At 61.7% G+C, this 24,986-nt stretch carries 17 protein-coding genes; 5 read left to right on the forward strand and 12 right to left on the reverse strand.

The annotated features are described in order from the left end of the window. Positions 1–4 precede the first annotated feature (4 nt). From ACZ0AZ_RS18000 to ACZ0AZ_RS18030, 7 genes are all read right to left on the reverse strand, one after another. Positions 5–2,716: a nitrate reductase gene (locus ACZ0AZ_RS18000; RefSeq protein WP_463537827.1), complete on the reverse strand. Its 2,712-nt coding sequence runs from the start codon at positions 2,714–2,716 to the stop codon at positions 5–7. Beyond that, positions 2,716–3,033: a nitrite reductase small subunit NirD gene (gene nirD / locus ACZ0AZ_RS18005; RefSeq protein WP_016773836.1), complete on the reverse strand. Its 318-nt coding sequence runs from the start codon at positions 3,031–3,033 to the stop codon at positions 2,716–2,718. The genes ACZ0AZ_RS18000 and nirD overlap by 1 nt, the downstream gene beginning before the upstream one ends. Beyond that, entirely contained in the window at positions 3,030–5,483 is a 2,454-nt protein-coding gene (gene nirB, locus ACZ0AZ_RS18010; RefSeq protein ID WP_129999195.1) for a nitrite reductase large subunit NirB, read from the reverse strand. Before nirB ends, nirD begins: the two co-directional genes overlap by 4 nt. Positions 5,484–5,902: 419 nt before the next feature. Next, a complete protein-coding gene (locus ACZ0AZ_RS18015; protein WP_463537828.1) occupies positions 5,903–7,573 on the reverse strand; it encodes a protein kinase domain-containing protein in 1,671 nt (556 codons plus the stop codon). Between the two features lie 7 nt (positions 7,574–7,580). After that, positions 7,581–8,792, reverse strand: a complete 1,212-nt coding sequence (locus ACZ0AZ_RS18020) for a nitrate/nitrite transporter (protein ID WP_039763002.1) — start codon at positions 8,790–8,792, stop codon at positions 7,581–7,583. A gap of 329 nt (positions 8,793–9,121) precedes the next feature. Beyond that, positions 9,122–9,697, reverse strand: coding sequence for an ANTAR domain-containing response regulator (locus ACZ0AZ_RS18025; RefSeq protein WP_007916390.1), 576 nt, complete (start codon positions 9,695–9,697; stop codon positions 9,122–9,124). Positions 9,698–9,712: 15 nt separating this feature from the next. Then, positions 9,713–10,924: a CmpA/NrtA family ABC transporter substrate-binding protein gene (locus ACZ0AZ_RS18030; protein WP_310407045.1), complete on the reverse strand. Its 1,212-nt coding sequence runs from the start codon at positions 10,922–10,924 to the stop codon at positions 9,713–9,715. Between the two features lie 217 nt (positions 10,925–11,141). Between ACZ0AZ_RS18030 and ACZ0AZ_RS18035 the strand changes: the two genes are divergently transcribed. Further along, positions 11,142–12,161, forward strand: coding sequence for a quinone-dependent dihydroorotate dehydrogenase (locus ACZ0AZ_RS18035; protein ID WP_039763004.1), 1,020 nt, complete (start codon positions 11,142–11,144; stop codon positions 12,159–12,161). A gap of 299 nt (positions 12,162–12,460) precedes the next feature. On the opposite strand, the gene rmf is transcribed toward ACZ0AZ_RS18035, so the two are convergent. Continuing rightward, positions 12,461–12,676, reverse strand: coding sequence for a ribosome modulation factor (gene rmf / locus ACZ0AZ_RS18040; RefSeq protein WP_003223300.1), 216 nt, complete (start codon positions 12,674–12,676; stop codon positions 12,461–12,463). 529 nt (positions 12,677–13,205) lie between these two features. On the opposite strand from rmf, the gene rlmKL reads away from it, so the two are divergent. Beyond that, positions 13,206–15,476 (forward strand): bifunctional 23S rRNA (guanine(2069)-N(7))-methyltransferase RlmK/23S rRNA (guanine(2445)-N(2))-methyltransferase RlmL, encoded by a 2,271-nt coding sequence (gene rlmKL / locus ACZ0AZ_RS18045; RefSeq protein ID WP_039763005.1) that lies wholly within the window; start codon positions 13,206–13,208, stop codon positions 15,474–15,476. A 144-nt stretch (positions 15,477–15,620) separates the two neighbouring features. Further along, a complete protein-coding gene (locus ACZ0AZ_RS18050; protein ID WP_463570744.1) occupies positions 15,621–18,005 on the forward strand; it encodes a sensor domain-containing diguanylate cyclase in 2,385 nt (794 codons plus the stop codon). 159 nt (positions 18,006–18,164) lie between these two features. Here ACZ0AZ_RS18050 and dacB read toward each other — a convergent pair whose 3' ends face one another. Further along, entirely contained in the window at positions 18,165–19,625 is a 1,461-nt protein-coding gene (gene dacB / locus ACZ0AZ_RS18055) for a D-alanyl-D-alanine carboxypeptidase/D-alanyl-D-alanine endopeptidase (RefSeq protein ID WP_039763007.1), read from the reverse strand. Positions 19,626–19,859: 234 nt separating this feature from the next. Here dacB and ACZ0AZ_RS18060 point away from each other — a divergent pair, with 234 nt between their 5' ends. Further along, a complete protein-coding gene (locus ACZ0AZ_RS18060) occupies positions 19,860–20,204 on the forward strand; it encodes a YggL family protein (RefSeq protein ID WP_016773843.1) in 345 nt (114 codons plus the stop codon). Between the two features lie 134 nt (positions 20,205–20,338). Here ACZ0AZ_RS18060 and ACZ0AZ_RS18065 read toward each other — a convergent pair whose 3' ends face one another. Then, a complete protein-coding gene (locus ACZ0AZ_RS18065; RefSeq protein WP_039763009.1) occupies positions 20,339–21,529 on the reverse strand; it encodes a benzoate/H(+) symporter BenE family transporter in 1,191 nt (396 codons plus the stop codon). 359 nt (positions 21,530–21,888) lie between these two features. Here ACZ0AZ_RS18065 and ACZ0AZ_RS18070 point away from each other — a divergent pair, with 359 nt between their 5' ends. Continuing rightward, the gene (locus tag ACZ0AZ_RS18070; protein WP_007918375.1) at positions 21,889–22,653 is read left to right on the forward strand and encodes a GntR family transcriptional regulator; all 765 of its coding nucleotides are present in this window, start codon (positions 21,889–21,891) and stop codon (positions 22,651–22,653) included. 156 nt (positions 22,654–22,809) lie between these two features. Here ACZ0AZ_RS18070 and guaD read toward each other — a convergent pair whose 3' ends face one another. Together guaD and xdhC are read right to left on the reverse strand one after the other, a co-directional pair. Continuing rightward, positions 22,810–24,114 carry a guanine deaminase gene (gene guaD / locus ACZ0AZ_RS18075; protein WP_122506510.1) on the reverse strand — a complete coding sequence of 435 codons (1,305 nt, stop codon included), beginning with the start codon at positions 24,112–24,114 and terminating at the stop codon, positions 22,810–22,812. A 13-nt stretch (positions 24,115–24,127) separates the two neighbouring features. After that, entirely contained in the window at positions 24,128–24,985 is an 858-nt protein-coding gene (gene xdhC / locus ACZ0AZ_RS18080) for a xanthine dehydrogenase accessory protein XdhC (RefSeq protein WP_122747100.1), read from the reverse strand. Position 24,986 lies beyond the last annotated feature (1 nt).

The raw sequence follows: 24,986 nt of genomic DNA on the forward strand, positions 1-24,986 counted from the left end.
CTCGTTAAATGACCGCGACCGGCCGCGCTTCGGCAGCCAGCAGACGCTTGATTTCCGGCACGCAGGAACCGCATTGCGTGCCGCATCGGAGAGTGTTTTTCAGACCTGGCAGATCCAGGCCCTGGCGAATGCCGGCGCAGACTGCGTTGAGGCTGACGTTTTCGCAATTGCACAAGGTCTTGTCGCTCGCAATGGCGCCGACAGCGCCCGGCGGCGCGCTCATCGGCGCGAGCAGCCAGCGCCGCAGTTGTTGGTCGGCGCGGCCCTCCAGCCACAGGCTCTGCAACCAGTGTTGCGCAAGGGTTTCGCCGGCCAGGCGAATCGCGGTGATACGGCCGTTTTCGATGCGCACTCGCTTGCCAATGGCGCGACGCGGATCGTCATAGGCCAGAACCGGGCCATCCAGCAGGGACAGGCACTGGTCGATCTCACCCAGCAGCTGTGGATCCGGCGCCTCGGCGTGTGCAGCGCGTATCAGCAACGCTGGCCGCTCACGACCGACAAGGCTGAGGCTGACGTAGGAAAATGCCTCGCACAGCGGTCGTAGCGTCTCCAAATGCCGTTGAACATCACCCTCGATCAAGGCGAACAGCTGCCACGGCAGGTTGACTGCCTCCAGACGCACGCCGCTGTGTTTGAGTTCTGGTTGTTTCGATAGCGGATCAAACGCCGGCAGGGTCAGGCTGTTAACGCCGCCCTTGAGATAGCGATCGCCCCAGTGCATCGGCAGGAACGCCTGGCCCGGACGCACGCTGTCGTCGCTACCGACCGCAACAATCACCGCGCCACGGCGGCTTTTCAGATTGACCAGATCGCCGGGCTGCAAGCGGTGCCGGCGCATTTCGTCAGGGTGCAGGCTCAGCACGGCTTCGCTGACGTGGCCGAACAATTGCGCGGCGGTGCCGGTGCGGCTCATGCCGTGCCACTGATCACGCAGGCGACCGGTGATCAAGGTCAGCGGGAAGCGCGCGTCGCGTTGTTCCTTGGCGGCGCGATACGGATCGGCAATGAACTGCCCGCGGCCATTGGCTGTAGGAAAAATGCCGTCGCCGTACAAGCGTGGCGTGCCTTGGCGGGTGCCGGTAGGGAAGGGCCATTGCTGCGGACCGATCTCGTCGATCAAGGCATGACTGATCCCGGACAGATCCAGGTCTCGCCCACGGGTCAGCGCTTTGAATTCATCAAACAACTGCGAAGGTTGATCGAAAGCGAACAGGCTCGGCTGTTTGGGGCGCAGGCGTTGCTCCAGACGCTGTGCGAAATCCACCGTGATGGCCCAGTCCGGCCGCGCTTCGCCCGGTGCGACAACCGCTTTGCGCACGTGGGAAATGCGCCGCTCGGAGTTGGTCACCGAGCCTTCCTTCTCGCCCCAACTGGCGGCCGGCAACAGCAGGTCGGCAAACGCAGCGGTTTCGGTGGTTCGAAAGGCTTCCTGCAACACCACAAACGGACAGGCCTCAAGCGCTGCGCGGACTGCGCTTTGATCGGGCATCGACTGTGCCGGATTGGTACAGGCAATCCACAACGCCTTGATCTTGCCGCTTCTCACGCTTTCGAACAGTTCGATGGCGCTCAGGCCCGGCGCCTCGGGCAAGCTCTCCACACCCCAGTACGCCGCCACCTCGGCGCGATGCTCCGGGTTGGCGGCATCGCGGTGACCGGGCAGCAGATTGGACAGACTGCCGGTTTCCCGCCCGCCCATGGCGTTCGGCTGACCGGTAAGTGAGAAAGGTCCTGCACCGGGACGGCCGATTTGCCCGGTGGCCAGGTGCAGATTGATCAGCGCGCTGTTCTTTGCGCTGCCGGCGGTGGACTGATTCAGCCCCATGCACCACAGCGACAGGAAGCTCGGCGCAGTGCCGACCCATTCTGCGCATTGCTGCAGTTGCTCGATGCTGATGCCGCACAGTTGCGCAACCATCTGCGGGGTGTAATCGCGGACCAGGGTTTTGAGTTCGGCGAGGCCTTCGGTGTGCGCCTTGATGAAATCGCGATCGATCCAGTCTTCCCACAGCAGCAGATGCAAAATCCCATGGAACAACGCGACATCTGTGCCCGGAAGAATCGCCAGGTGCAGGTCAGCCAGATCGCAGGTGTCGGTGCGACGCGGGTCAATGACGATGACTTTCATCTGCGGGCGGCGGGATTTGGCTTCTTCCAAACGACGGAAAAGTACCGGATGGGCATAGGCCATGTTACTGCCGACGATCATCACGCAGTCGCTGAGCTCCAGATCTTCGTAACTGCACGGCGGCGCGTCGGCGCCGAGGCTGCGTTTGTAGCCGACCACCGCCGAGGACATGCACAGCCGCGAATTGCTGTCGATGTTGTTGGTGCCGACCAGCGCCCGCGCCAGTTTGTTGAAAGCGTAGTAGTCCTCGGTGAGCAACTGCCCGGAGATGTAGAACGCCACGCTGTCCGGGCCGTGCTCGGCGATGGTTTCGGCAAACATGTTGGCGGCGTGTTCCAGTGCCGTATTCCAGTCGGTGCGGCCGCGCGCCAGGCCTTTGCCCAGGCGCAGTTCCGGGTACAAGGCGCGGGCGGCGAGGTCGCCGGTCAGGTGCAGCGTCGAGCCTTTGCTGCACAGTTTGCCGAAGTTGGCCGGGTGCGCCGGATCGCCGCTGACGCCGAGAATGCGCTCGCCGTCATGCTCGATCAGTACGCCGCAGCCGACCCCGCAGTAACAGCAGGTCGAGGCGGTCGTCTGGCGGTTCATCAGATGGCGTCCCGCAGGGCCAGTTGCACACGACCATTCTCGACCCGCGCCGGATGGTGATGGGCGCAGCCGATGTCCGGCGCCTGGGCTTCGCCGGTTTCGAGGTCGATCTGCCAGTTGTGCAGCGGGCAGGCCACGCGCTTGCCGTAGATCAAGCCTTGCGACAGAGGCCCGCCCTTGTGCGGGCAGCGGTCATCGAGGGCGAAAACCTCGTCGTCGCTTGTACGAAAAATCGCGATGTCACCTTTCGGCCCGGCAATGATCCGCGAACCGAGGGCGTTGATCTCTTCCAGTGCACAGATATCGAGCCAGTTCATGCCGGCACCTCCAGGTTTTTCACGGGGATCACATCGAATTCTTTCTTCAATTGCGGCTGCGCCAGGCGCTCCTTCCACGGGTCCTGTTCGAACGACAAGGAGAATTGCAGGCGCTCGTTCAAGGCCTTGCGCCGCTCGGCGTCTTCAAGCACGTTCTTCTTGATGTGTTCCATGCCGACCCGTTGCAGGTAGTGCACGGTGCGCTCGAGGTAGAAGGCTTCTTCGCGATAGAGCTGCAGGAACGCGCCGTTGTATTCACGGACTTCTTCGGCAGTCTTGAGCTTGACGAAGAACTCGGCGACTTCGGTCTTGATCCCGCCGTTGCCACCGATGTACATCTCCCAGCCGGAGTCGACGCCGATAATTCCTACGTCCTTGATGCCCGCTTCCGAGCAGTTGCGTGGGCAACCGGACACGGCCAGCTTCACTTTGTGCGGCGACCACATGTTGAACAGGTCGTGCTCGAGTTCGATGCCCAGTTGCGTCGAGTTCTGTGTGCCGAAGCGGCAGAACTCGCTGCCGACACAGGTTTTCACCGTGCGGATGGATTTGCCGTAGGCGTGGCCGGACGGCATGTCGAGGTCTTTCCACACGCCGGGCAGATCCTGCTTCTTGATCCCCAGCAAGTCGATGCGCTGACCGCCGGTGACCTTGACCATCGGCACGTTGTACTTGTCGGCCACATCGGCGATCCGCCGCAGTTCCGATGGGTTGGTCACGCCGCCCCACATGCGCGGTACCACCGAATAGGTGCCGTCCTTCTGGATGTTGGCGTGGGCGCGTTCGTTGATCAGACGCGATTGCGGGTCGTCCTTGGCCTCGCCCGGCCAGGTGGAAATCAGGTAGTAGTTGAGCGCCGGGCGACAGGTCGCGCAGCCATTGGGCGTGCGCCAGTTCAGGTAACTCATGGTCTCGGCGATGGTCAGGAGGTGTTCCTGACGGATCGCCTGACGAATCTGCCCGTGGTTGAGGTCGCTGCAACCACAGATGGCTTTTTCGCTTTTCGGTTTGACGTCGGCCGCGCCACCCACGGTATTGATCAGGATCTGCTCGACCAGACCGGCGCAGGAACCGCAGGAACTGGCAGCCTTGGTGTGTTTCTTCACTTCATCGACGCTGAACAGGCCGTGTTCCTGAATAGCCTTGACGATGGTGCCCTTGCACACGCCATTGCAGCCGCAGACTTCGGCGCTGTCGGCCATGATCATGGCTTTGTCCTGGCCCTGATGTCCTACGTCGCCTAAAGCGTTTTCGCCGAACATAAGGTGATCGCGGATCTCGCCTATGGCGTGATTCTCACGAATCTGCCGGAAATACCAACCGCCATCTGCCGTATCGCCGTACAGACAGGCGCCGACCAGCACGTCATCCTTGATCACCAGTTTTTTGTACACGCCGCCGATCGGGTCGGAGAGGGTGATGGTTTCGGTGCCTTCGCCGCCCATGAAATCGCCGGCGGAGAACAGGTCAATGCCGGTGACTTTCAATTTGGTCGAAGTCACGGAGCCTTGATAGCGAGCGAAACCCAGTTGCGCGAGGTGATTCGCGCAGACCTTGGCTTGTTCGAACAGCGGCGCCACCAGACCGTAGGCGATGCCGCGATGGCTGGCGCATTCGCCGATCGCGTAGATGCGCGGGTCGTAGGTTTGCAGGGTGTCGTTGACCAGAATCCCGCGATTGCACGGGATGCCGGCCTTTTCCGCCAGTTCGGTGTTGGGACGGATGCCGGCGGCCATCACCACCAGGTCGGCAGGGATGATGTCGCCGTTCTTGAACTGCACCGAGCCGACCCGGCCATTGCCGGCGTCGTGCAGGGCTTGGGTCTGTTCGCACAGGCGAAAATGCAGGCCACGGGACTCCAGCGCCGATTGCAGAAGCTGGCCGCTGGTCTTGTCCAGTTGCCGCTCCAGCAACCATTCGCCGAGGTGCACCACGGTGACGTGCATGCCGCGCAGCATCAGGCCATTGGCCGCTTCGAGGCCGAGCAGGCCGCCGCCGATGACCACGGCGTGCTTGTGGGTCCTGGCGGTGTCGATCATGGCCTGGGTGTCGGCGATGTCGCGGTAACCGATCACACCCTGCAAGGTGTTGCCGGGAATCGGCAGGATGAACGGGGTCGAGCCGGTGGCGATCAGCAGGCGGTCGTACTCGGCTTCGGTGCCGTCCTCGGCAATCACTCGGCGTTTGACCCGGTCGATCTCCACCACTTTGCGGTTGAGCAGCAGCTTGATGTTGTTTTCCAGGTACCAGTCGAGGTCGTTGAGGACGATCTCTTCAAAAGTCTGCTCACCGGCCAGCACCGGCGACAGCAGGATGCGGTTGTAGTTGGTGTGCGGTTCGGCGCCGAAGACGGTGATGTCGTAGAGCTCGTCGCTCAGCTTGAGCAGTTCTTCCAGGGTACGCACCCCGGCCATGCCATTGCCGATCATCACCAGTTTGAGTTTTTTCATCAGGTTCTCCGGGAGCTGCGGCTGGCCTCTGGTGGGCCGTCGGGCCTTGCTCGACAAATTTTGCGCAAACAAAAAAAGGCGTCCCGCTAGTTGCCTAGCGAGGACGCCTTTGTCCTGGTCCCGTTCTCTCGGGAAGCGCAGCCTTCGTCGTTGAAGGTTGGGCTTTATGTATGGTGAAAAGGGTAATGCAGTGGTTGTGCCAACTTGGGTGGACGCGGATTTATTGGGAATTCGGGTTGTGAGAAAAGGTTTTTTTGCACCGAATCGAGGCGTGTTGCTCGTTCGTGGCGCGTTAATTCTGGGGGTTATGCGGTGTGACGCCGAATGCCTTCGCGAGCAGGCTCGCTCCCACAAGGTATCTGCGAACGAAAAAAATCCCCTGTGGGAGCGAGCCTGCTCGCGAATGGCGCAACTCGGTCTCAGCCATGAAACAACAAAACCAGCAGCACAACATTCCCCAGCAACGCCACCAAAGCCATCGTCCGCCAGACCTTCAACGGCTCCCGCTCCAGTAAAGGCCGGGGCCGCACACTCAAACTTTGCCGCTCACCCTGTTCCAGCACCAGCAGCCACTCTTCAGCGGTTTCAAAGCGTTGCTGCGGATCGGCGGCGACGCCGCGTTCCAGACTTTGCGCCAGCCATTCCGGCAAGTCCGGGCGATAGCGACTGGCACTCACCGGCACGCCGAATCGGGGCCGCTGAAACGCTTCGATCTCGCCATAGGGGAAATGCCCGGTGAGCAGGTAATAGAGAGTGACACCGACAGAATACAAATCCTGTTGTGCACTCGGTGGTTCGCCGCGAAACGCTTCCGGGGCGATGAAACTAGGCGTTCCCGGCAGGGTCGACGGCGCGTCCTCTGACAGTCCCGGGCAGTAAGCCAGACCGAAATCCAGCAGGCGCAGCTCGCCGTCATCACCCAGCAGCAGGTTTTCCGGTTTGATGTCGCGATGCAGAATCTGCCGCCGATGCAACAGCCCGACCGCGCGCAACAGGCGCTCGGCGATGTCCTGCCACTGCGCCAATGGCAACGGGCCGCTGTGTTGAAACACGTCGGCCAGTGTCGTCCCGACGTATTCGCGCATGACGTAGTACAAATGCTGACGCTGAGTGCAGGCATGGATTTGCGGAAAATGCCGGCCGGCCACGCGCTTGAGGAACCATTCTTCCGACAGCAGCGCCTGCCCGGCTTGCGGATCGTCGGCCAGCCGCGCTGGCAAGGTCTTCAACAACCAAAGCTGACCCTGACTATCGAGCACGCGATATAGCAATGATTGCTGGCTCTGGCCGATGATGCCTTGCACCTGCCAGCCTTCAAACGCTTGCCCGGGTTTCAGCGTTGGCGGCAGTGGCCATTGCTGCAATTGCACCAGCGCATCGCCAATGCTCGCTTCGCCCAGCGCATCGACGCGCACCAGCAGGGCACTGGCGTTGTCCCGACTGCCGGCCAGATGCGCGGCGTTGACCAAGGTTTGCGCGGCGCTGTGCAGGTCCGCTTGATCGCGCAGAATCGCCGCGATTGCGGTATCGCCCAAGGTCGACCAGACGCCGTCGCTGAGCAAAACGAAGCTTTCACCCTCACGCAGTTCGCCGTCGAGGAAATCCAGGACCAGATGCTGATCGAGCCCGAGCGCACGTTTGAGCACGTGCTGCATGCCCGGTTGCTCCCAGACGTGATCCTCGCTGATGCGCTGCAAGCGCTCGGCGTGCCAGCGATAAACCCGGCAATCGCCGACGTGGGCGAGGGTGAAGCGCCGACCGCGCATCACTAGCGCGCTGACCGTGGTCAGCAGCGGTTGCCCGCCGCCGTTGGCCTGCAGCCAGCGATTTTGCGCGAGCAGCAGGCGATCCAGCGCCTGGGCCACGCTCCAGGTTTCCGACGTCGCGTAGTAGTCCAGCGCCAGCGCCTGCAAGGTCGAACGCGCGGCGAGGCCGCCATCGGCGCACTGGCTGACGCCGTCGGCGATGGCGAACAGATAACCCTTGCTCACCGCCAGTGCCGGCGCCGGTGTCACCGAACGCAGGGCGTCCTGATTCTCCGCACGCGGGCCGGTGGCGCTGGCTTCGGCGAAGCTCAGTTGCAGAGCCATTGAGGCCTCAGACCCGCGCCGCTGTCACTGCCGCCGAACCCCAGGTGGTTCTCCAGCGACGCTTGACGCCGTGCAGGCCAAACCATGCCAGCACGCCGAGGCTGGCGAACAACCACAGTGCCAGTTGATAGCTGCCGGTGCTTTGCTTGATCGCGCCCATGCCGGCCGCGAGGGCGAAGCCGCCGATACCGCCGGCCATGCCGATCAGCCCGGTCATCACGCCGATCTCCAGACGAAAACGCTGCGGCACCAGTTGGAAAACCGCACCGTTGCCGGCGCCCAAGCCGAGCATGGTGCAGACGAAAAGCGCCAGCGCCGCGTAGGAACTTGGCAGATTGAAGCCCACCGCTGCGATGCAGATGGCAGCGACGGTGTACATCGCCAGCAAAGTGCGGATGCCGCCGAAGCGATCGGCCAGCGCGCCACCCAATGGCCGCATCAGGCTACCGCCGAACACGCAGGCCGCGGTGTAGTAGCCAGCGGTCACCGGGCTCAGACCGTATTGATCGTTGAAGTAACCGGGCAGGGCGCTGGCCAGGCCGATGAAGCCGCCGAAGGTGACGCTGTAGAAAAACATGAACCACCAGCTGTCGCGATCACCGAGGGCCTTGAAGTAGTCGGCCATGGCTTTCGGTTTCGGCCGCTGCGGGGCGTTTTTTGCCAACAGGGCGAACAGCAGCAAAGTCAGCACCAGCGGGATCAGGGCGAAACCGAAAACATTGCTCCAGCCGAACGCAGCGGCAATCACTGGCGCCAGCAGCGCGGCGAATACGGTGCCGGAGTTGCCCGCACCGGCGATGCCCATGGCTTTGCCCTGATGCTCTGGCGGGTACCACTGCGAGGCCAGCGGCAGCGCCACGGCGAACGAGGCGCCGGCCATGCCGAGGAACAGGCCGAGGATCAGCGCCTGTTCATAACTGTGGATACCCAGTTTCCACGCACCGAACAGCGCGCAGATGACGATGACCTGGCCGATCAGCCCGGCGGTCTTTGGCGACAAGCGATCAGCGAGCATGCCCATGGCGAAGCGCAACACCGCGCCGGCGAGAATTGGCGTGGCGACGACCAGGCCGCGTTGCTGGGTGGTCAGGTGCAGGTCGGCGGCAATCTGCACCGCCAGCGGGCCGAGCAGGTACCAGACCATGAAGCTCAGGTCGAAATACAGGAAGGCCGCGAACAGGGTCGGGGTATGGCCGGATTTCCAGAAGCTTGAATTCATCGCGCACCTCGGCTGAAAAGAGTCTCGAAAGGAGTCATGCACAGCAGGTGGAGCGCCTCACGGCCGCACCACCGGCCCCGCTCTGTGGGGCCAAAACGCAAAAACGCCGCTACCTGATTCGCCGAGGGGCGAACGGGGTGAGCGACGTCTTTGTCGTAGGTGGGGCAACCGCCGTTGGTTACCTGTGCGGTTTGCTTAGCGAGATTTGTGCCAACAGTTCGTGACCGAGGTGTCGCCATTCGCGAGCAGGCTCGCTCCCACATTGGAATGTATGCCACCTGTGGGAGCGAGCCTGCTCGCGAAGAGGCCCGCTCTGACAACACAAAGTCTCAGCCCAGCAACTCACTCATGGCAATGATCTGCTCCGCCACCTGAATCAGCTTCTGCTGGCGGCTCATGGCCTGGCGGCGCATCAGGGTGTAGGCCTCTTCTTCGTTGCAGTCCTTCATCTTCATCAGCAAACCCTTGGCCAGTTCGATGCGCTTGCGCTCGGCCAGTTGCTGGTCACGGGCCTGCAATTGCGCGCGCAAAGCCTGGTCACTCTCGAAGCGCGCCATCGCCACGTCGAGAATCGGCTGCAGCCGCTGTGCGTGAATGCCTTCGACGATGTAGGCACTGACCCCGGACTTGATCGCCTGACGCATCACCCCCGGATCATGTTCGTCGGTGAACATCACGATCGGCCGGGGCTGGTCGCGGCTGACCAGTACCACTTGCTCCATGACATCGCGGCTCGGTGACTCGGTATCGATCAGGATCACGTCCGGGCGCACCGTTTCGACGCGCGCCGGCAGGTCGATGGTCAGGCCGGACTCGTCGATTACCTCGAAGCCGGCCTCGGTCAGCGCCGCTTTCAGGCGTCCGACTTTTTTCGCGGTGTCGTTGATCAGCAGAATGCGCAACATGTTCGCGGTCTCCTGTCAGCGCTGGGCGAGAAGCGGGGCGGCGTCGCTCAGGGCATGCAGCTTGAAACTGCGCGCATAGCCCGCCGGATCGCTGCCGTCCCAGACCTTGCCGTCGAGCAATTGGCTGCTGCGCAGGTCTGCGCAGGAAGACGCTACGCCAACAGCGCTCGCTGCCTCGCGATACAAATCCAGGCGCTGAACCTGGCGGGCGACGGCCAGATAATCCGGATCCTCGCGCAACAGACCCCAGCGACGAAACTGGGTCATGAACCACATGCCGTCGGAAAGGTAGGGCAGATTGACCTCGCCATCGCCATGAAAACGCAACGCATGCGGATCCTGCCAGCGATTGCCGAGGCCGTCGGCGTAGTCGCCCATAAAGCGCGGTTCGATGCACGCGGCGGGGGTGTCGAGGTATTCGGTGGCGCTGAGTAATTGCGCGGTACTGCGGCGGTTTTCCGGGCTTTCTTCGATGAAGCGACTGGCCTCAAGAATGGCCATGACCAGCGCCCGCGCGGTGTTGGGATATTGCTCGACGAATTCGCGGGTGCAGCCGAGGACTTTTTCCGGGTGGTCGGGCCAGATGCTCTGGCTGGTCGCCAGGGTGAAGCCGAGGTCCTGCTGCACGGCGCTGGCCGCCCACGGTTCGCCGACGCAAAAGCCGTCGATGCGCCCGGCTTGCAGGTGCGCGACCATTTGCGGCGGCGGCACCACCACGCTGTCGACGTCCTGCAACGGATGAATGCCCTGGCTCGCCAGCCAGTAATACAGCCACATCGCGTGTGTGCCGGTGGGGAAGGTCTGGGCGAAGGTCAGTTTTGCGCGGCTTTGGTGCACATGCCGATCGAGCGCTTCAGGACTGTTCACGCCAGCCTGTTGCAAACCATGGGACAGGTTCAGGCTCTGGCCATTCTGGTTCAGGCCCATCAGCACCGCCATGTCGGTGGGGGCGACGCCGCCGATGCCCAGGTGCACCGCATAAATCAGCCCGTACAGGCTGTGCGCGGCATCCAGTTCGCCGCTGACCAGCTTGTCGCGCAGGTTGGCCCAAGATGCCTGACGCTTGAGGTTCAGAGTCAGGCCGTAGGGCTGGGCGAAGCCCTGAGTGGCGGCGACCACCACCGAGGCGCAGTCGCTCAGCGCCATGAAGCCGAGATTGATCGCGCTTTTTTCCGGCGCATCGCTGCCGTTGACCCAGGCCAGAGGCCCCAAGGACGTTTCGTTCATACGCTACCTCAAAAAAAACGCCGTCCCGGATTCTGCGCAGGCAAAACCGGGGACGACGCCATTGTCCTGGCCTGCGCGCCGTCATTGGTCGGCAGACTGATGAGCAGGGCGGTGCAAGGCATATGCCAGTCGCCTGATTCGCGCAGGCGCCTCGCGCCGGGCGACGATGCCCGGCTATAATCGCCGCCTCTTTTCGCCGCCCGAGTCATTGCCGCCCATGTACACCCTGGCCCGTCAGCTGTTGTTCAAACTTTCCCCGGAAACCTCCCACGATCTGTCGCTGGATCTGATCGGCGCGGGTGGACGTTTGGGCCTCAACGGCTTGTTGTGCAAGGCACCGGCAAAGATGCCGGTGACCGTCATGGGGCTGGAGTTCCCGAACCCGGTGGGGCTTGCGGCAGGCCTGGACAAGAACGGCGCGGCCATCGATGGTTTTGCGCAACTGGGCTTTGGCTTCGTTGAAATCGGCACCGTGACCCCGCGTCCGCAGCCGGGTAACCCGAAACCACGGATCTTCCGCCTGCCGGAAGCCGACGCGATCATCAACCGCATGGGTTTCAACAACCTTGGCGTGGATAATTTGCTGGCGCGGGTCGCTGCGGCAAAATACAAGGGCGTGCTGGGCATCAACATCGGCAAGAATTTCGACACCCCGGTCGAGCGTGCGGTCGACGATTACCTGATCTGCCTGGACAAGGTTTACGCCCACGCCAGCTACGTCACCGTCAACGTCAGCTCGCCAAACACCCCGGGCCTGCGCAGCCTGCAGTTCGGTGATTCGCTCAAGCAATTGCTCGCGGATCTGGCCACGCGCCGCGCTGAACTGGCGCTGCGCCACGGCAAGCATGTGCCGCTGGCAATCAAGATCGCCCCGGACATGACTGACGAAGAAACCGCGCAGGTTGCCCAGGCGTTGATCGAAACAGGCATGGACGCGGTCATTGCGACCAACACCACCCTCAGCCGTGTCGGCGTCGAAGGCATGGAGCATGGTGACGAGGCGGGCGGTCTGTCGGGTGCGCCGGTGCGTGAAAAGAGCACCCATACCGTGAAGGTGCTGGCGGGCGAATTGGCCGGGCGTTTGCCGATCATTGCTGCGGGCGGGATTACCGAGGGCAAGCACGCGGCGGAGAAGATCACGGCCGGTGCAAGCCTGGTGCAGATCTATTCGGGCTTCATCTACAAAGGCCCGGCGCTGATTCGCGAAGCGGTAGACGCCATCGCCGCGCTGCGCTGAGGATTGCGGAGGCCTTGTGGGAGCCTTTGTGGCGAGGGGATTTATCCCCGCTGGGCTGCCCAGCAGCCCCAAACCTTGCACACTGATATGCCAGTTAAATTGAAATTCCGACTTCGCGACTGCTGCGCAGCCGAGCGGGGATAAATCCCCTCGCCACGTGGATCCCGATTAACCTTTTTTGCAGGCAATAAAAAGGGCTCCTCGAAGGAGCCCCTGGGCCGTAGCCCGCCGTCCGGGAAGGACGTGCGTGGTTAATTCAATGCAGATTCAGATTGTCGTGTCGGAATAAATGCCCTGTGTCAGCCGACGGCGTGAAGTTCGTTGAGTCTGTGGATTCCCGCAGTGCCGGTCATACCGTCCCAGTTGTCGCCGCGTCCTTCTCGCCAGCCGTTGATCCAGGCTTGGCGTACCGACGGTAGAGTAAATGGGCAAAGCTCACGGGATTTGCCACCAACGCCATATTGATATCCGCGCAAAAATGCTCTTTCCAACGGATCACGCTTAAGTCTTCTCATAGGGTGTTTCCCTCACTTGTTGACTGTAGTGTCGCGTTGACCTCAATTGAGGTCTGGCAGAAAAAACCTGCCATCGTGCGGCTCGCTGCCGGCGTGGCGAGCCAAGGTGTTGACGCCGTTGCGACGTCAACCTGTGCTCAGTTCTAACCAATGAGTCACACCGAGGGAATGATCGTTTTGTCATAAGCACGTAACGTAAAGGATGCTATGGCGATAAGTAACTGCGTATTTATTCAACGTGCATTGCGCAAACCCCGGTATGATCGGCGCCCCGCTGATCCAGCGGGTCAATCCTTAGTGAGAATGACCCACGTTTGCGCTTGGGTACTATTCGACGAAGGGTCGCTTTCAGTCTTTTTGTTGCACCAACTTTTTTATCTGTCCCGGCATCTAAGCTCTTTTAACCCGAGCAGCGGGGATGGAACGGCACACCTTCGTGCCACGCGGGCGCTCTTTCAGAAAAGCGCCTGATTGAAAACCGGGTCGGCAATGCGTTGCCGGCCCACTAGCCAAAGGCTCTGGAATTACCATGTCCGATCGTTTCGAACTCTTCCTCACTTGCCCCAAAGGCCTTGAAGGCCTGCTCATCGAGGAAGCCGTCGGGCTTGGCCTTGAAGAAGCGCGCGAGCACACCTCTGCCGTGCGTGGCATGGCAACCATGGAAACCGCCTATCGCCTGTGCCTCTGGTCGCGTCTGGCCAACCGTGTGTTGCTGGTGCTCAAGCGTTTCCCGATGAAAGACGCCGAAGACCTCTACCACGGCGTGCTCGACATCGACTGGCAGGATCACATGCTCAGCGACGGCACCCTGGCCGTCGAATTCAGCGGCCACGGCTCGGGCATCGACAACACCCACTTCGGCGCGCTGAAAGTCAAAGACGCCATCGTCGACAAACTGCGCACGCCACAGGGCGATCGTCCATCCATCGACAAACTCAACCCGGACCTGCGCATTCACCTGCGACTGGATCGCGGCGAAGCGATTCTGTCCCTCGACCTGTCCGGCCACAGCCTGCACCAGCGCGGCTACCGCTTGCAGCAGGGCGCGGCGCCGCTGAAGGAAAACCTCGCCGCCGCCATCCTGATCCGTTCCGGCTGGCCGCGCATTGCTGCCGAAGGCGGCGCGCTGGCTGACCCGATGTGCGGTGTCGGTACGTTCTTGGTTGAGGCGGCAATGATCGCCGCCGACATGGCGCCGAACCTGCGTCGCGAGCAGTGGGGCTTTACCGCGTGGCTCGGTCACGTACCGGCGCTGTGGAAAAAACTTCATGAAGAAGCCGTCGAGCGCGCCGCCGCTGGCCTGGCCAAGCCACCGCTGTGGATTCGCGGTTATGAAGCTGACCCTCGTCTTATTCAGCCGGGCCGCAACAACGTCGAACGCGCCGGCCTCAGCGAGTGGATCAAGATCTACCAGGGCGAAGTGGCGACCTTCGAGCCGCGCCCGGATCAAAACCAGAAAGGCCTGGTCATCTGCAATCCGCCGTACGGCGAGCGTCTCGGTGACGAAGCGAGCCTGCTGTATCTCTACCAGAATCTGGGCGAGCGTCTGCGTCAGGCCTGCCTGAACTGGGAAGCGGCGGTGTTCACCGGCGCCCCGGATCTGGGCAAGCGCATGGGCATTCGCAGCCATAAGCAATATTCGTTCTGGAACGGCGCGCTGCCGTGCAAACTGCTGCTGATCAAGGTTCTGCCGGATCAGTTCGTCACTGGCGAACGTCGCACCCCGGAACAGCGCCAGGCCGAGCGCGAGCAAGCGGCTTACGACCAGACCCCGGACGAGCCGCAAGAGCGCAAGTTCAACAAGAACGGCAATCCGATCAAGCCGACGCCAGCCCCGGCGCCAGTGATCGAGCAGCCGCGCTTGAGTGAAGGAGGGCAGATGTTTGCCAATCGCTTGCAGAAAAATCTCAAGGCAATGGGCAAGTGGGTCAAGCGCGAAGGCATCGATTGCTACCGCGTTTACGATGCCGACATGCCGGAATACGCGATGGCCATCGACCTGTACCACGACTGGGTGCACGTTCAGGAATACGCCGCGCCGAAATCCATCGACCCGGAAAAAGCCTCGGCGCGCATGTTCGATGCGCTGGCGGCCATTCCGCAGGCGTTGAACGTCGACAAGAACCGCGTGGTGGTCAAGCGCCGCGAGCGGCAGAGCGGCACCAAGCAGTACGAGCGTCAGGCTGCGCAGGGCAAGTTCGTCGAGGTCAATGAAGGTGGCGTGAAGCTGCTGGTCAACCTCACCGATTACCTCGACACCGGCCTGTTCCTCGATCACCGGCCGATGCGCATGCGCATTCAGAAAGAGGCGGCCGGCAAGCGCTTCCTCAATCTGTTTTGCTACACCGCGACCGCCAGCGTGCACGCGGCCAAGGGCGGCGCGCGCAGCACCACCAGCGTCGACCTGTCGAAAACCTATCTGGACTGGGCGCGACGCAACCTGTCGCTGAACGGCTTCTCGGACAAGAATCGTCTGGAGCAGGGTGATGTGATGGCGTGGCTGGAAAGCAGCCGTGACGAATACGACCTGATCTTCATCGACCCGCCGACGTTCTCCAACTCCAAGCGCATGGAAGGCATCTTCGACGTACAGCGCGATCAGGTGCAGTTGATCGACTTGGCGATGGCGCGGCTGGCACCGGGTGGCGTGCTGTATTTCTCCAACAACTTCCGCAAGTTCCAGTTGGAGGAAAACCTCGCCGAGCGTTATGCGGTCGAGGAAATCAGTGCGCAGACCATTGATCCGGATTTCGCCCGCAATACCAAGATCCACCGCGCCTGGAAAATCACGGCTCGTTGACGCTTTCACTGGTTGGATCCACAGAGCCTTGATTTTTAACGGCTCGGTGGATCCAGCGGTGCTGGCTAAATTAGTGGCTAATAGCTATAACTCACACACCGCCAATGGGGTTTTCCCGTGAATCTGGCGGAGTGAGTCGTGCTTATGCCGTTGCACCCCGTGCGCCCGAAAATCCTCGGTTTCATCAGTGAAGACGTCTCAGCCTGGCTGGTCGCTTTGCTGGTGTTGCTTGCCGGCGGGATTCTCACCGGGCTGCTCGCGTGGGGCACCTTCAACCAGTTTCAGCAACAATCGCGTCAGCGCTTTCAACTGCTGGCCAACGAACGCTACAGCCGTATCGCCGAACGTTTTCAGGACCAGGAGCAACGTCTCGATAGTCTGCGCCGGTTCTTCGCCAACTCCGAATCGGTGTCCCGCGCCGAATTCGACGGCTACTCCCGCCCTTTATTGCTGCGCACCCAAGCCTATACCTATGCCCCGAGAGTCAGTGGTGCCGAACGCGCCGCGTTCGAACAGCAGGTGCGTGACGAAGGCCTGAGCAACTTCACCATTCGCGAGCTCGACGCCAAAGGCGAGCTGCAACTGGCGGCAGCGCGCGACGCATATGTGCCGGTGCTGTACACCCAGACCCAAAGCCGATTGGCGCCACCACTGGGTTATGACTTGCTCGCCCAACCCTTGCGCCGCGAAACCCTGCAACGCGCCGACCAGCTCGGCAGCATGGCGGTGTCGCAACCGATGCATCTTGTCGGGATTGAGCCGTCCTACGCGCGTGGGGTGTTGCTACTGGCGCCGGTCAGTCGCGCCGGAGAATCGCAGCCGTTCGGCTATGTGATGGCGGTGATCAGCATGCGCCAGTTGCTCGCCGACGGTTTGCCCGATGCCCTGCACGATTACCTGTCGGTGCGCATTCTCGACCTGTCGACCCAGGATCAGCACGAGGCGCTGTTCGAATCGAGCAACGAGGCGGTGCCCGGCGATCTGGCGGCGACGCGCTTGCTGCGCATGGCCGACCACGACTATCAGGTCGATATCCTTCCGAGCGAGGCGTTCATGCAGGCCAACCATTCGTCGGTGGGCAGCGTGATCATTCTTGGCGGCTTGCTCAGCGCATTGCTCAGCGCCTTGCTTTACGTGCTGGTCAGCCAGCGCCAGCGCGCGGTGCGCCTGGTCGAGGTGCGCACCCAGGAACTGCACGAGCGTGAGCAGGAACTGCGCGGCACCCACGGCCAGTTGCGCGGTGTATTGAATGCCGCCACCCAGGTCGCGATCATCGCCACCGACCTGCGCGGAGTGATCAACACTTTCAACCCCGGGGCTGAGCAAATGCTCGGCTACAGCAGCGCCGAAGTGGTCGGGCGCATGACCCTGGAAAACCTGCATTTACCTCGCGAGCTGGCGGCGCGTTCCGCCGAGTTGAGCGCACGCTATGGCAAAAGTATTCCGACCTGCCACGCAATGCTGGTCGAGGGCGGCGAAGTCGGCGGCCATGAAGCACGCGAGTGGACGCTGGTGCGCAGCGACGGCAGTCATCTGCCGGTGAACATGCTCGCTACGCCGGTGCTCGACGAACAAGGCCTGTGGGTCGGGCATCTGGCGATCTGCATCGACATCACCGAACGCAAGCGCGTTCACGAAGTACTGGCGGCGCGGGACATTCTGCTAAAGAAGCTCAGCGCCCATGTTCCGGGCGGCATCTATCAGTTCAAGATGGAATTCGACGGGCGTTTCAGCGTGATCTATGCCAGCGACGGCATCCGCGAGATCTACGAGCTGGAGCCGGACGCGCTGCTGTTCGACGCCGAGGCGATCTTCAGCCGCATCCACCCACAGGACGCCATTCGCGTGCGCTCATCGATCCGTGAATCGGCGGAAAATCTCAGCCCGTGGCGCGAGGAGTACCGCGTGCAACTGCCCGAGCGCGGCTTGCGCTGGGTGCGCGGAGAAGCGACGCCGGAGGAACTGCCCGGTGGCGGGGTGCTGTGGCACGGCTACATCTCGGACATTTCCGACCTCAAGCGCGTGGAAGAAGAATTGCGCGCGTTGTCGATCACTGATTCGCTGACCGGCATTCACAACCGTCGCTATTTCCAGGAACGCCTGACCACGGAAATGGCCCGGGTCGAGCGGGGCGGCGGCGAGTTGTCGGTCATCATGCTCGACATCGACCACTTCAAACGCATCAACGACCATTACGGCCACGCCGTCGGCGACCGTGTGCTGCAAGCAGTCTGCGAGCGAATTGGCCATCGTCTGCGTCGCACCGATGTGTTCTGCCGTTTGGGCGGCGAAGAGTTCATGGTGCTGTGCCCGGACATTGACGGCGAGCACGCGTACATGCTGGCGATGGAGTTGTGGGAAGGCCTGCGCAGCGCGCCGGTGGATGTGGTTGGCGTGGTCACCGCCAGTTTCGGCATCGCCAGCTGGCGGCCGGGGGAGGGCGCGGATGCGTTGTTGCTGCGCGCTGACTCAGGGGTTTACGCAGCGAAGCAGAATGGCCGGGATCGGGTTGAGCGGGAGATGAGCTGATTCGAACCTGACACCTGACCCTGTGGGGCAGAGGGGATCTGGCGGTGATTTTCTGTGGGAGCGAGCCTGCTCGCGAAAGCGGTGTGACAGTCACTGAACATGCTGACTGAACTGACGCCTTCGCGAGCAGGCTCGCTCCCACAATTGCATCTGCTGCGCCTACAGCACCGAAGCGGTCTGCGGCAGTTTTGGCTGTTTGTACAGATCCAGCAGCACCTGGTCGAGCACCGACGAGGCGCCGAACGGGGCCTTATCGTTGAGGATCGCCACCACCGCCCAGGTATTGCCGTTCACGTCACGGCTGAAACCGGCGATCGCGCGCACGGTGTTCAGCGTGCCGGTCTTGACGTGGGCTTCGCCGCGCATCGCCGTGGTTTTCAGGCGTTTGCGCATGGTGCCGTCGGTACCGGCAATCGGCAGCGAGCTGATGTACTCGGCGGCGTACGGGCTGTGCCAGGCGGCCTGCAACATGTTGGCCATCTCACGCGCGCTGACCCGCTCGGCCCGCGACAGACCGGAGCCGTTTTCCATCACCAGATGCGGCGCGGTGATGCCTTTCTTCGCCAGCCACTGACGCACCACGCGTTGCGCGGCCCGGGCGTCGTCACCGTCGGCATCGTTGCGGAAACGCTGGCCAAGGCTGAGGAACAGCTGCTGGGCCATGGTGTTGTTACTGTATTTGTTGATGTCGCGGATGATCTCGGCCAGATCCGGCGAGTACGCGCGGGCGAGCAGTTTGGCGCTGCTCGGCGTTGGCGCCAGGCGATCCTTGCCCTGAATGCTGCCACCCAGTTCCTTCCAGATCGCCCGCACGGCGCCGGCGGTGTAGGTCGCGTGGTCGAGCAGCGACAGGTAAGTCTGCGAGCTGCAGCCTTCGCCCAACTGGCCGCCAACGGTCACGGTCACGCTGCCATCGGCCTGCGGCACCGGGTTGTAGCGCACGCCGCCGGTGCATTGCTTGGACGGCAGGGCCTTGACGGTGTTTTCGATACGAATGCTGGCAATCGGCGGCTCCACCGAAATCAACACGCGGCCACCGTCATTGCGCGCGACGAAGCGCAGGGCCTTGAGGTTGACCAGCAGCGAATCGGGCTTGACCAGGAACGGCTTGTTGTCGTCGTTGCCGTCATCGTTGAATTCCGGCAATTGCGGCTGCACGAAGAAGTTGCGGTCGAGGATCAGGTCGCCGGTGATCTGCGTCACGCCGTTGGCGCGCAGGTCGCGCATCAACAGCCAGAGTTTCTCCATGTTCAGCTTCGGGTCACCGCCACCCTTGAGGTAGAGGTTGCCGTTGAGAATGCCGCCGCTCAGGTCGCCGTCGGTGTAGAACTCGGTTTTCCACTGATGGTTGGGGCCGAGCATTTCCAGCGCCGCGTAAGTGGTGACCAGTTTCATCGTCGAGGCCGGGTTGACCGAGACGTCGGCGTTGAACACGGTCGGCGTGCCCGGACCGTCGAGCGGCACCATCACCAGCGACAGCGCAGTGGGCTGCAACTTGCTGGCCTTAAGGGCTTTTTCGACGTTCGGGGTGAGGGAAGTGTTGATGGTGGCAGCGGAGACAGGCAGGGCCAGAGGCAGAAGAAGGCCGGCGAGAAACAGTGGACGCAACGATTTGATCATATGCAATAAAACCCTGCAAAAGAGGGGGAAAAAGACGAGGACATGGATGAAAAGGCCCTCAGTGGTCATGAAAGTGTCGGCATTATGCCCCAAGCTGTAACAGCTTGTGCCGTGTCAGGCCCGGCCAATCGCTTATTTTTTTACAGGCGGTCGGCCGCAGCGGCCAGAGAGTCGGGCAATCGCTGGCTTAAACTGGTAAAGTGCCGGCCGTTATTACTTAAGAGGATTGTTCCAATGGCGACTAACCGTTCCCAGCGTCTGCGCAAAAAACTGTGCGTTGATGAATTTCAAGAGCTGGGTTTCGAACTGAACCTGGACTTCAAAGAAGACTTGTCCGAAGAAGCCATTGACGCTTTCCTCGAAGCATTCATCAAAGAAGCCATGGAAGCCAACGGTCTGGGTTATGTTGGCGGCGACGACTTCGGTCTGGTGTGCCTGCAGAAGCGTGGCTCGGTCAACGAAGAGCAGCGCGCTGCCGTTGAAGCCTGGCTGAAAAACCGCTCCGAGCTGACCAAGTACGAAGTCAGCCCGCTGCTGGACGTGTGGTATCCGGAAAAGCCGATCAACGCGGCCAAGTGATACTGAAAAAACGGCGACCTTAGGGTCGCCGTTTTTTTTCGTGGATCAAAAGATCGCAGCCTCGTTTTATTCGTCAGCTCCTACAGGGGAACGCGATCTCCTGTGGGAGCTGCCGAAGGCTGCGATCTTTGCTTTTAGTCTTTACGCCAATTCAGAATCACCAGCGTCACCACCCCCGCCACAATCCCCCAGAACGCCGAACCAATGGAAAACAGCGTCAACCCCGACGCCGTGACCATAAAGGTGATCAACGCCGCTTCCCGTTCCTTCACCTCGCTCATGGCAATGCTCAAGCCATTGATGATCGAGCCGAACAACGCCAGCGCAGCAATCGACAGCACCAGTTCTTTCGGCAACGCCGCAAACAATGCCGCCAACGTCGCGCCGAACACCCCGGCAATCCCGTAGAACACCCCGCACCACACCGCGGCGGTGTAGCGCTTGTTGCGATCTTCGTGGGCATGCGGGCCGGTGCAGATCGCTGCGCTGATGGCCGCGAGGTTGATGCCGTGGGAGCCGAACGGCGCCAGCAACAGCGAGGCGATGCCGGTGGTAGTGATCAGCGGCGAGGCCGGGACGTTATAGCCATCGGCACGCAGCACGGCGATGCCGGGCATGTTCTGCGAGGTCATCGCCACCACGAACAGCGGAATGCCAATGCTGATGGTCGCCGCCAGGGAAAAATGTGGCGTAGTCCAGACCGGCGTGGCCACTTCCAGATGAAAGGCGCTGAAATCCAGCAGCCCCATCAAGCCCGACAGCGCAGTGCCAATCAGCAGCGCCGCGAGCACGGCATAGCGTGGCGACAGGCGCTTGACCACCAGATAGGTGAAAAACATCCCCAGCACCAGTCCGGTACGGTGTTGCGCGGCGACGAAGATTTCGCTGCCGATCTTGAACAGAATCCCTGCCAGCAGAGCGGCCGCCAAAGAGGCCGGGATTTTTTTCACCAGACGTTCGAAGCTGCCGGTCAGGCCGCAGATCGTCACCAGTACCGCGCAAGTGACATAGGCGCCGATCGCCTCGCCGTAACTGACACCGCCCAGGCTGGTGATCAGCAACGCCGCGCCGGGTGTCGACCAGGCGATGGTGATTGGTGTGCGATAGCGTAGCGACAAGCCGATCGAACACACCGCCATGCCGATTGAAATCGCCCAGATCCACGAGGAAATCTGCCCGCTGCTCAGGCCAGCCGCTTGCCCGGCCTGGAACATCAGCACCAGCGAACTGGTGTAGCCGGTCATCATCGCGATGAAACCGGCGACGATGGCGGAAGGCGAGGTGTCGGCAAGAGGGCGCAGGCGGGCGTGGGTAGCGTCGGTCATGACGGCGGTGTTCCTTATAGCAATGGAGATGTCCGCCACAACACAGAACCTCTGTGGGAGCGAGCCTGCTCGCGAAAGCGGTAGGTCAGTCAACATTCATAGTGAATGTGGAATGGCTTTCGCGAGCAGGCTCGCTCCCACGGGAGGATTGCGGTCATGCAGCGGATTCTGCGATCAAGCCTAAACTCAAACCTGACAAACCGCTGCAATACAGCCGCAGGCGCAAACAGCCGTACAGTCGTGTTGCCACCATTCATTGTGTACAATCGCGCTGTTTTTTACGCGATACTTGCCAGCGACCTACTGTGCCGTATTACAGTCACGGTCTATTCGCCGCAGCTTTCCCGACTCGAGTGCCCATGAACGAACAGTTGCAACCCCTCAAGAAACAACCGCGAGCAGGCAAAGCCGGCCGCAGCGGAACCCAGGACGATATTGTCTACGCGCATATCTTCGAGGCCATCCTCGAACAGCGTCTGGCGCCCGGCACCAAATTGAGCGAAGAAGCGCTGGGGGAAATCTTCGGGGTCAGCCGCACCATCATTCGCCGCGCGCTGTCGCGTCTGGCCCATGAAGGCGTGGTGCTGTTGCGGCCGAACCGTGGCGCCGTCGTCGCCAGCCCGAGTGTTGAGGAAGCGCGTCAGGTGTTTCTCGCCCGGCGTCTGGTCGAGCGGGCGATCACTGAATTGGCGGTGCAACATGCCACTGCCGAGCAGATAGCCGAGCTGCGGCAGATGGTCAACGATGAGCGCGACAGTTTCTCGCGCGGCGATCGCGGCGCCGGTATTCGGCTGTCAGGCGAATTCCACCTGAAGCTGGCGGAGGCGGCGATGAACGCGCCGTTGATCAGCTTCCAGCGCAGCCTGGTGTCGCAGACTTCATTGATCATCGCCCAGTACGAAAGCGGCAACCGCTCGCATTGCTCGTACGATGAACACACGCAGTTGATCGACGCGATCGAGAAACGCGACGGTGAGCTGGCGGTGAACCTGATGATGCATCACATGGATCACATCGACAGCAAGCTCAACCTCGACGAGGAAGGCGCGTCGGATGATCTGCATGCGGTGTTCTCGCATTTGTTGCAGACCAAGAAGCCGGGGCGTCCAGCGGCCAAGCTCTAAGCTGAGACCGAGTCGCGGCTTTCGCGAGCAGGCTCGCTCCCACAGGGCAATGCATTTCAAAGGTGGGAGCGAGCCTGCTCGCGAAGACAACCTGACCGGCAACAAAAATCCCCCGGGGTAAACACCACCGGGGGATTTTTTATGCTCTGGAAAAACTCAGCGCTGATGCACCAGCGCCCCCGCCGCATACGTCTGCGCCACCGTTCGGTCATCCCCCAGCGTCATCAGTACAAACAACGTCTCGGCAATGTTATTGGACTGCTTCAAGCGATAGCTCAGCAGCGGCGTGGCGTTGTAATCCAGCACCAGGAAGTCGGCATCGGAGCCCGGTTGCAGGTTACCGATCTTGTCTTCCAGGCGCAGCGCCCGCGCGCCACCCAGCGTCGCCAGGTACAGCGATTTGAACGGACTCAGGCGCGCGCCTTGCAGTTGCATCACTTTGTACGCTTCGTTCAGCGTCTGCAGCAGCGAGAAACTGGTGCCGCCGCCAACGTCGGTGCCGAGGCCGACGTTGAGCTTGTGTTTTTCCGCCATCGGCAGGTTGAACAGGCCGCTGCCGAGGAACAGGTTCGAGGTCGGGCAGAACGAGATCGCCGAGCCGGTTTCTGCCAGTCGCGCGCATTCTTCGTCACACAAGTGCACGCCGTGGGCAAACACCGAGCGCTCGCCGAGCAATTGGTAGTGATCGTAGACGTCGAGGTAGCCCTTGCGCTCCGGAAACAGCTCTTTGACCCACTCGATTTCCTTGAGGTTTTCGCTGATGTGGGTCTGCATGTACAGATCCGGATATTCCGTGAGCAGTTGCCCGGCGAGGGTCAGTTGTTCCGGGGTGCTGGTGGGGGCGAAGCGCGGCGTCACCGCATAGTGCAAGCGACCCTTGCCGTGCCAGCGCTCGATCAGCGCCTTGCTGTCGACGTAGCTGGATTCGGCGGTATCGACCAGATAATCCGGGGCATTGCGGTCCATCATCACCTTGCCGGCGATCATGCGCAGGTCGAGCTTCTCGGCCGCCTCGAAAAACGAATTCACCGATTGCGGATGCACGCTGCCGAACACCAGCGCCGTGGTGGTGCCGTTGCGCAGCAATTCCTTGATGAAAATATCGGCCACTTCGTCGGCGTGGGCCTTGTCGCCAAACTGGCTTTCGCAGGGGAAGGTGTAGGTGTTCAGCCAGTCGAGCAATTGCTCGCCATAGGAGCCGACCATCCCGGTTTGCGGCAGGTGAATGTGCGTGTCGATGAAGCCCGGAGTGATCAGCGCATCCTGATAATGGTTGATCTCGATATCCGCCGGCAGGGTCGGCAGCAGTTCGCTGGCGTGGCCAAGGGCGCTGATCTTGCCATCGTCGATCACCAGCAGGCCATCCTCGAAATATTCATAGGAGGCTTCGATACCGACTTCGGCAGGGTCGGCAATGCTGTGCAGAATGGCGGCGCGGTAGGCTTTGCGAGTCAAAGGCATGAGGGTTCTCTAATCAGTTTGAGGCTTTGAGTTTGGCGGCCTGACTGCGGCGCGAAGCGGGCAGCAGTCGGGCAATCGGTTCGGCGCGGGCGCTGTGCTGGCCGAAATTGGCGTTGTAGGTGGCGATGATTTCTCCGGCGATGGAGATGGCGATTTCCACAGGCAGTTTGCCTTTGACTTCGCCGATGCCCATCGGGCAGCGCATGCGCTGCACCACGCTCGGGTCGAAACCACGATCGCGCAGGCGATGTTCGAACTTGGCGCGTTTGGTTTTCGAACCGATCAGGCCGAACCAGGTGAAATCGTTGCGCTTGAGAATCGCCGCGGTCAGCTCCAGATCGAGCTGATGATTGTGGGTCATGACGATGCAGTAGCTGCCGGCAGGCAGGTCATCGACTTCATCCACCGGCTCTTCGCTGACGATTTTACGCACGCCGGGGGGGATGTGTTCAGGGAACTCGGCCTCGCGCGAATCGATCCAGCGCACCCGGCAGGGCAGGCTGGCCAGCAGCGGCACGAGGGCGCGACCGACGTGGCCTGCACCGAACACGGCAATCTGCGCCTGGACCTGGCCCATCGGTTCGAACAGCAACACCGTGGCGCCGCCGCAACACTGGCCGAGGCTGGCACCGAGGCTGAAGCGCTCCAGATGGGTGTCCTGCTTACCGCTGGCGAGCATCTCGCGGGCGATCTGCATGGCTTTGAATTCCAGATGCCCGCCACCGATGGTGTCGAACAGGCGGTCGGCGCTGACGACCATTTTCGAGCCGGCGTTGCGTGGCGTCGAACCGAGTTCTTCGATGATCGTCACCAGCACACAGGGCTCGCCCTGATTCTGCAGGTCGGCGAGGGCGTCGATCCAGTTGTACATA

It is taken from the genome of Pseudomonas sp. AC239 (genome assembly GCF_979258545.1).

What these genes read in the sequence shown, in the direction of transcription:
- ACZ0AZ_RS18070 (WP_007918375.1), top strand. Translation starts at nt 21,889, where the DNA reads ATGAACGAACAGTTGCAACCCCTCAAGAAACAACCGCGAGCAGGCAAA.
- dacB (WP_039763007.1), bottom strand. Translation starts at nt 19,625, where the DNA reads ATGATCAAATCGTTGCGTCCACTGTTTCTCGCCGGCCTTCTTCTGCCT.
- ACZ0AZ_RS18050 (WP_463570744.1), top strand. Translation starts at nt 15,621, where the DNA reads ATGCCGTTGCACCCCGTGCGCCCGAAAATCCTCGGTTTCATCAGTGAA.
- ACZ0AZ_RS18035 (WP_039763004.1), top strand. Translation starts at nt 11,142, where the DNA reads ATGTACACCCTGGCCCGTCAGCTGTTGTTCAAACTTTCCCCGGAAACC.
- ACZ0AZ_RS18060 (WP_016773843.1), top strand. Translation starts at nt 19,860, where the DNA reads ATGGCGACTAACCGTTCCCAGCGTCTGCGCAAAAAACTGTGCGTTGAT.
- guaD (WP_122506510.1), bottom strand. Translation starts at nt 24,114, where the DNA reads ATGCCTTTGACTCGCAAAGCCTACCGCGCCGCCATTCTGCACAGCATT.
- ACZ0AZ_RS18000 (WP_463537827.1), bottom strand. Translation starts at nt 2,716, where the DNA reads ATGAACCGCCAGACGACCGCCTCGACCTGCTGTTACTGCGGGGTCGGC.
- ACZ0AZ_RS18015 (WP_463537828.1), bottom strand. Translation starts at nt 7,573, where the DNA reads ATGGCTCTGCAACTGAGCTTCGCCGAAGCCAGCGCCACCGGCCCGCGT.
- nirD (WP_016773836.1), bottom strand. Translation starts at nt 3,033, where the DNA reads ATGAACTGGCTCGATATCTGTGCACTGGAAGAGATCAACGCCCTCGGT.
- ACZ0AZ_RS18020 (WP_039763002.1), bottom strand. Translation starts at nt 8,792, where the DNA reads ATGAATTCAAGCTTCTGGAAATCCGGCCATACCCCGACCCTGTTCGCG.
- rlmKL (WP_039763005.1), top strand. Translation starts at nt 13,206, where the DNA reads ATGTCCGATCGTTTCGAACTCTTCCTCACTTGCCCCAAAGGCCTTGAA.
- rmf (WP_003223300.1), bottom strand. Translation starts at nt 12,676, where the DNA reads ATGAGAAGACTTAAGCGTGATCCGTTGGAAAGAGCATTTTTGCGCGGA.
- ACZ0AZ_RS18025 (WP_007916390.1), bottom strand. Translation starts at nt 9,697, where the DNA reads ATGTTGCGCATTCTGCTGATCAACGACACCGCGAAAAAAGTCGGACGC.
- nirB (WP_129999195.1), bottom strand. Translation starts at nt 5,483, where the DNA reads ATGAAAAAACTCAAACTGGTGATGATCGGCAATGGCATGGCCGGGGTG.
- ACZ0AZ_RS18065 (WP_039763009.1), bottom strand. Translation starts at nt 21,529, where the DNA reads ATGACCGACGCTACCCACGCCCGCCTGCGCCCTCTTGCCGACACCTCG.
- ACZ0AZ_RS18030 (WP_310407045.1), bottom strand. Translation starts at nt 10,924, where the DNA reads ATGAACGAAACGTCCTTGGGGCCTCTGGCCTGGGTCAACGGCAGCGAT.
- xdhC (WP_122747100.1), bottom strand. Translation starts at nt 24,985, where the DNA reads ATGTACAACTGGATCGACGCCCTCGCCGACCTGCAGAATCAGGGCGAG.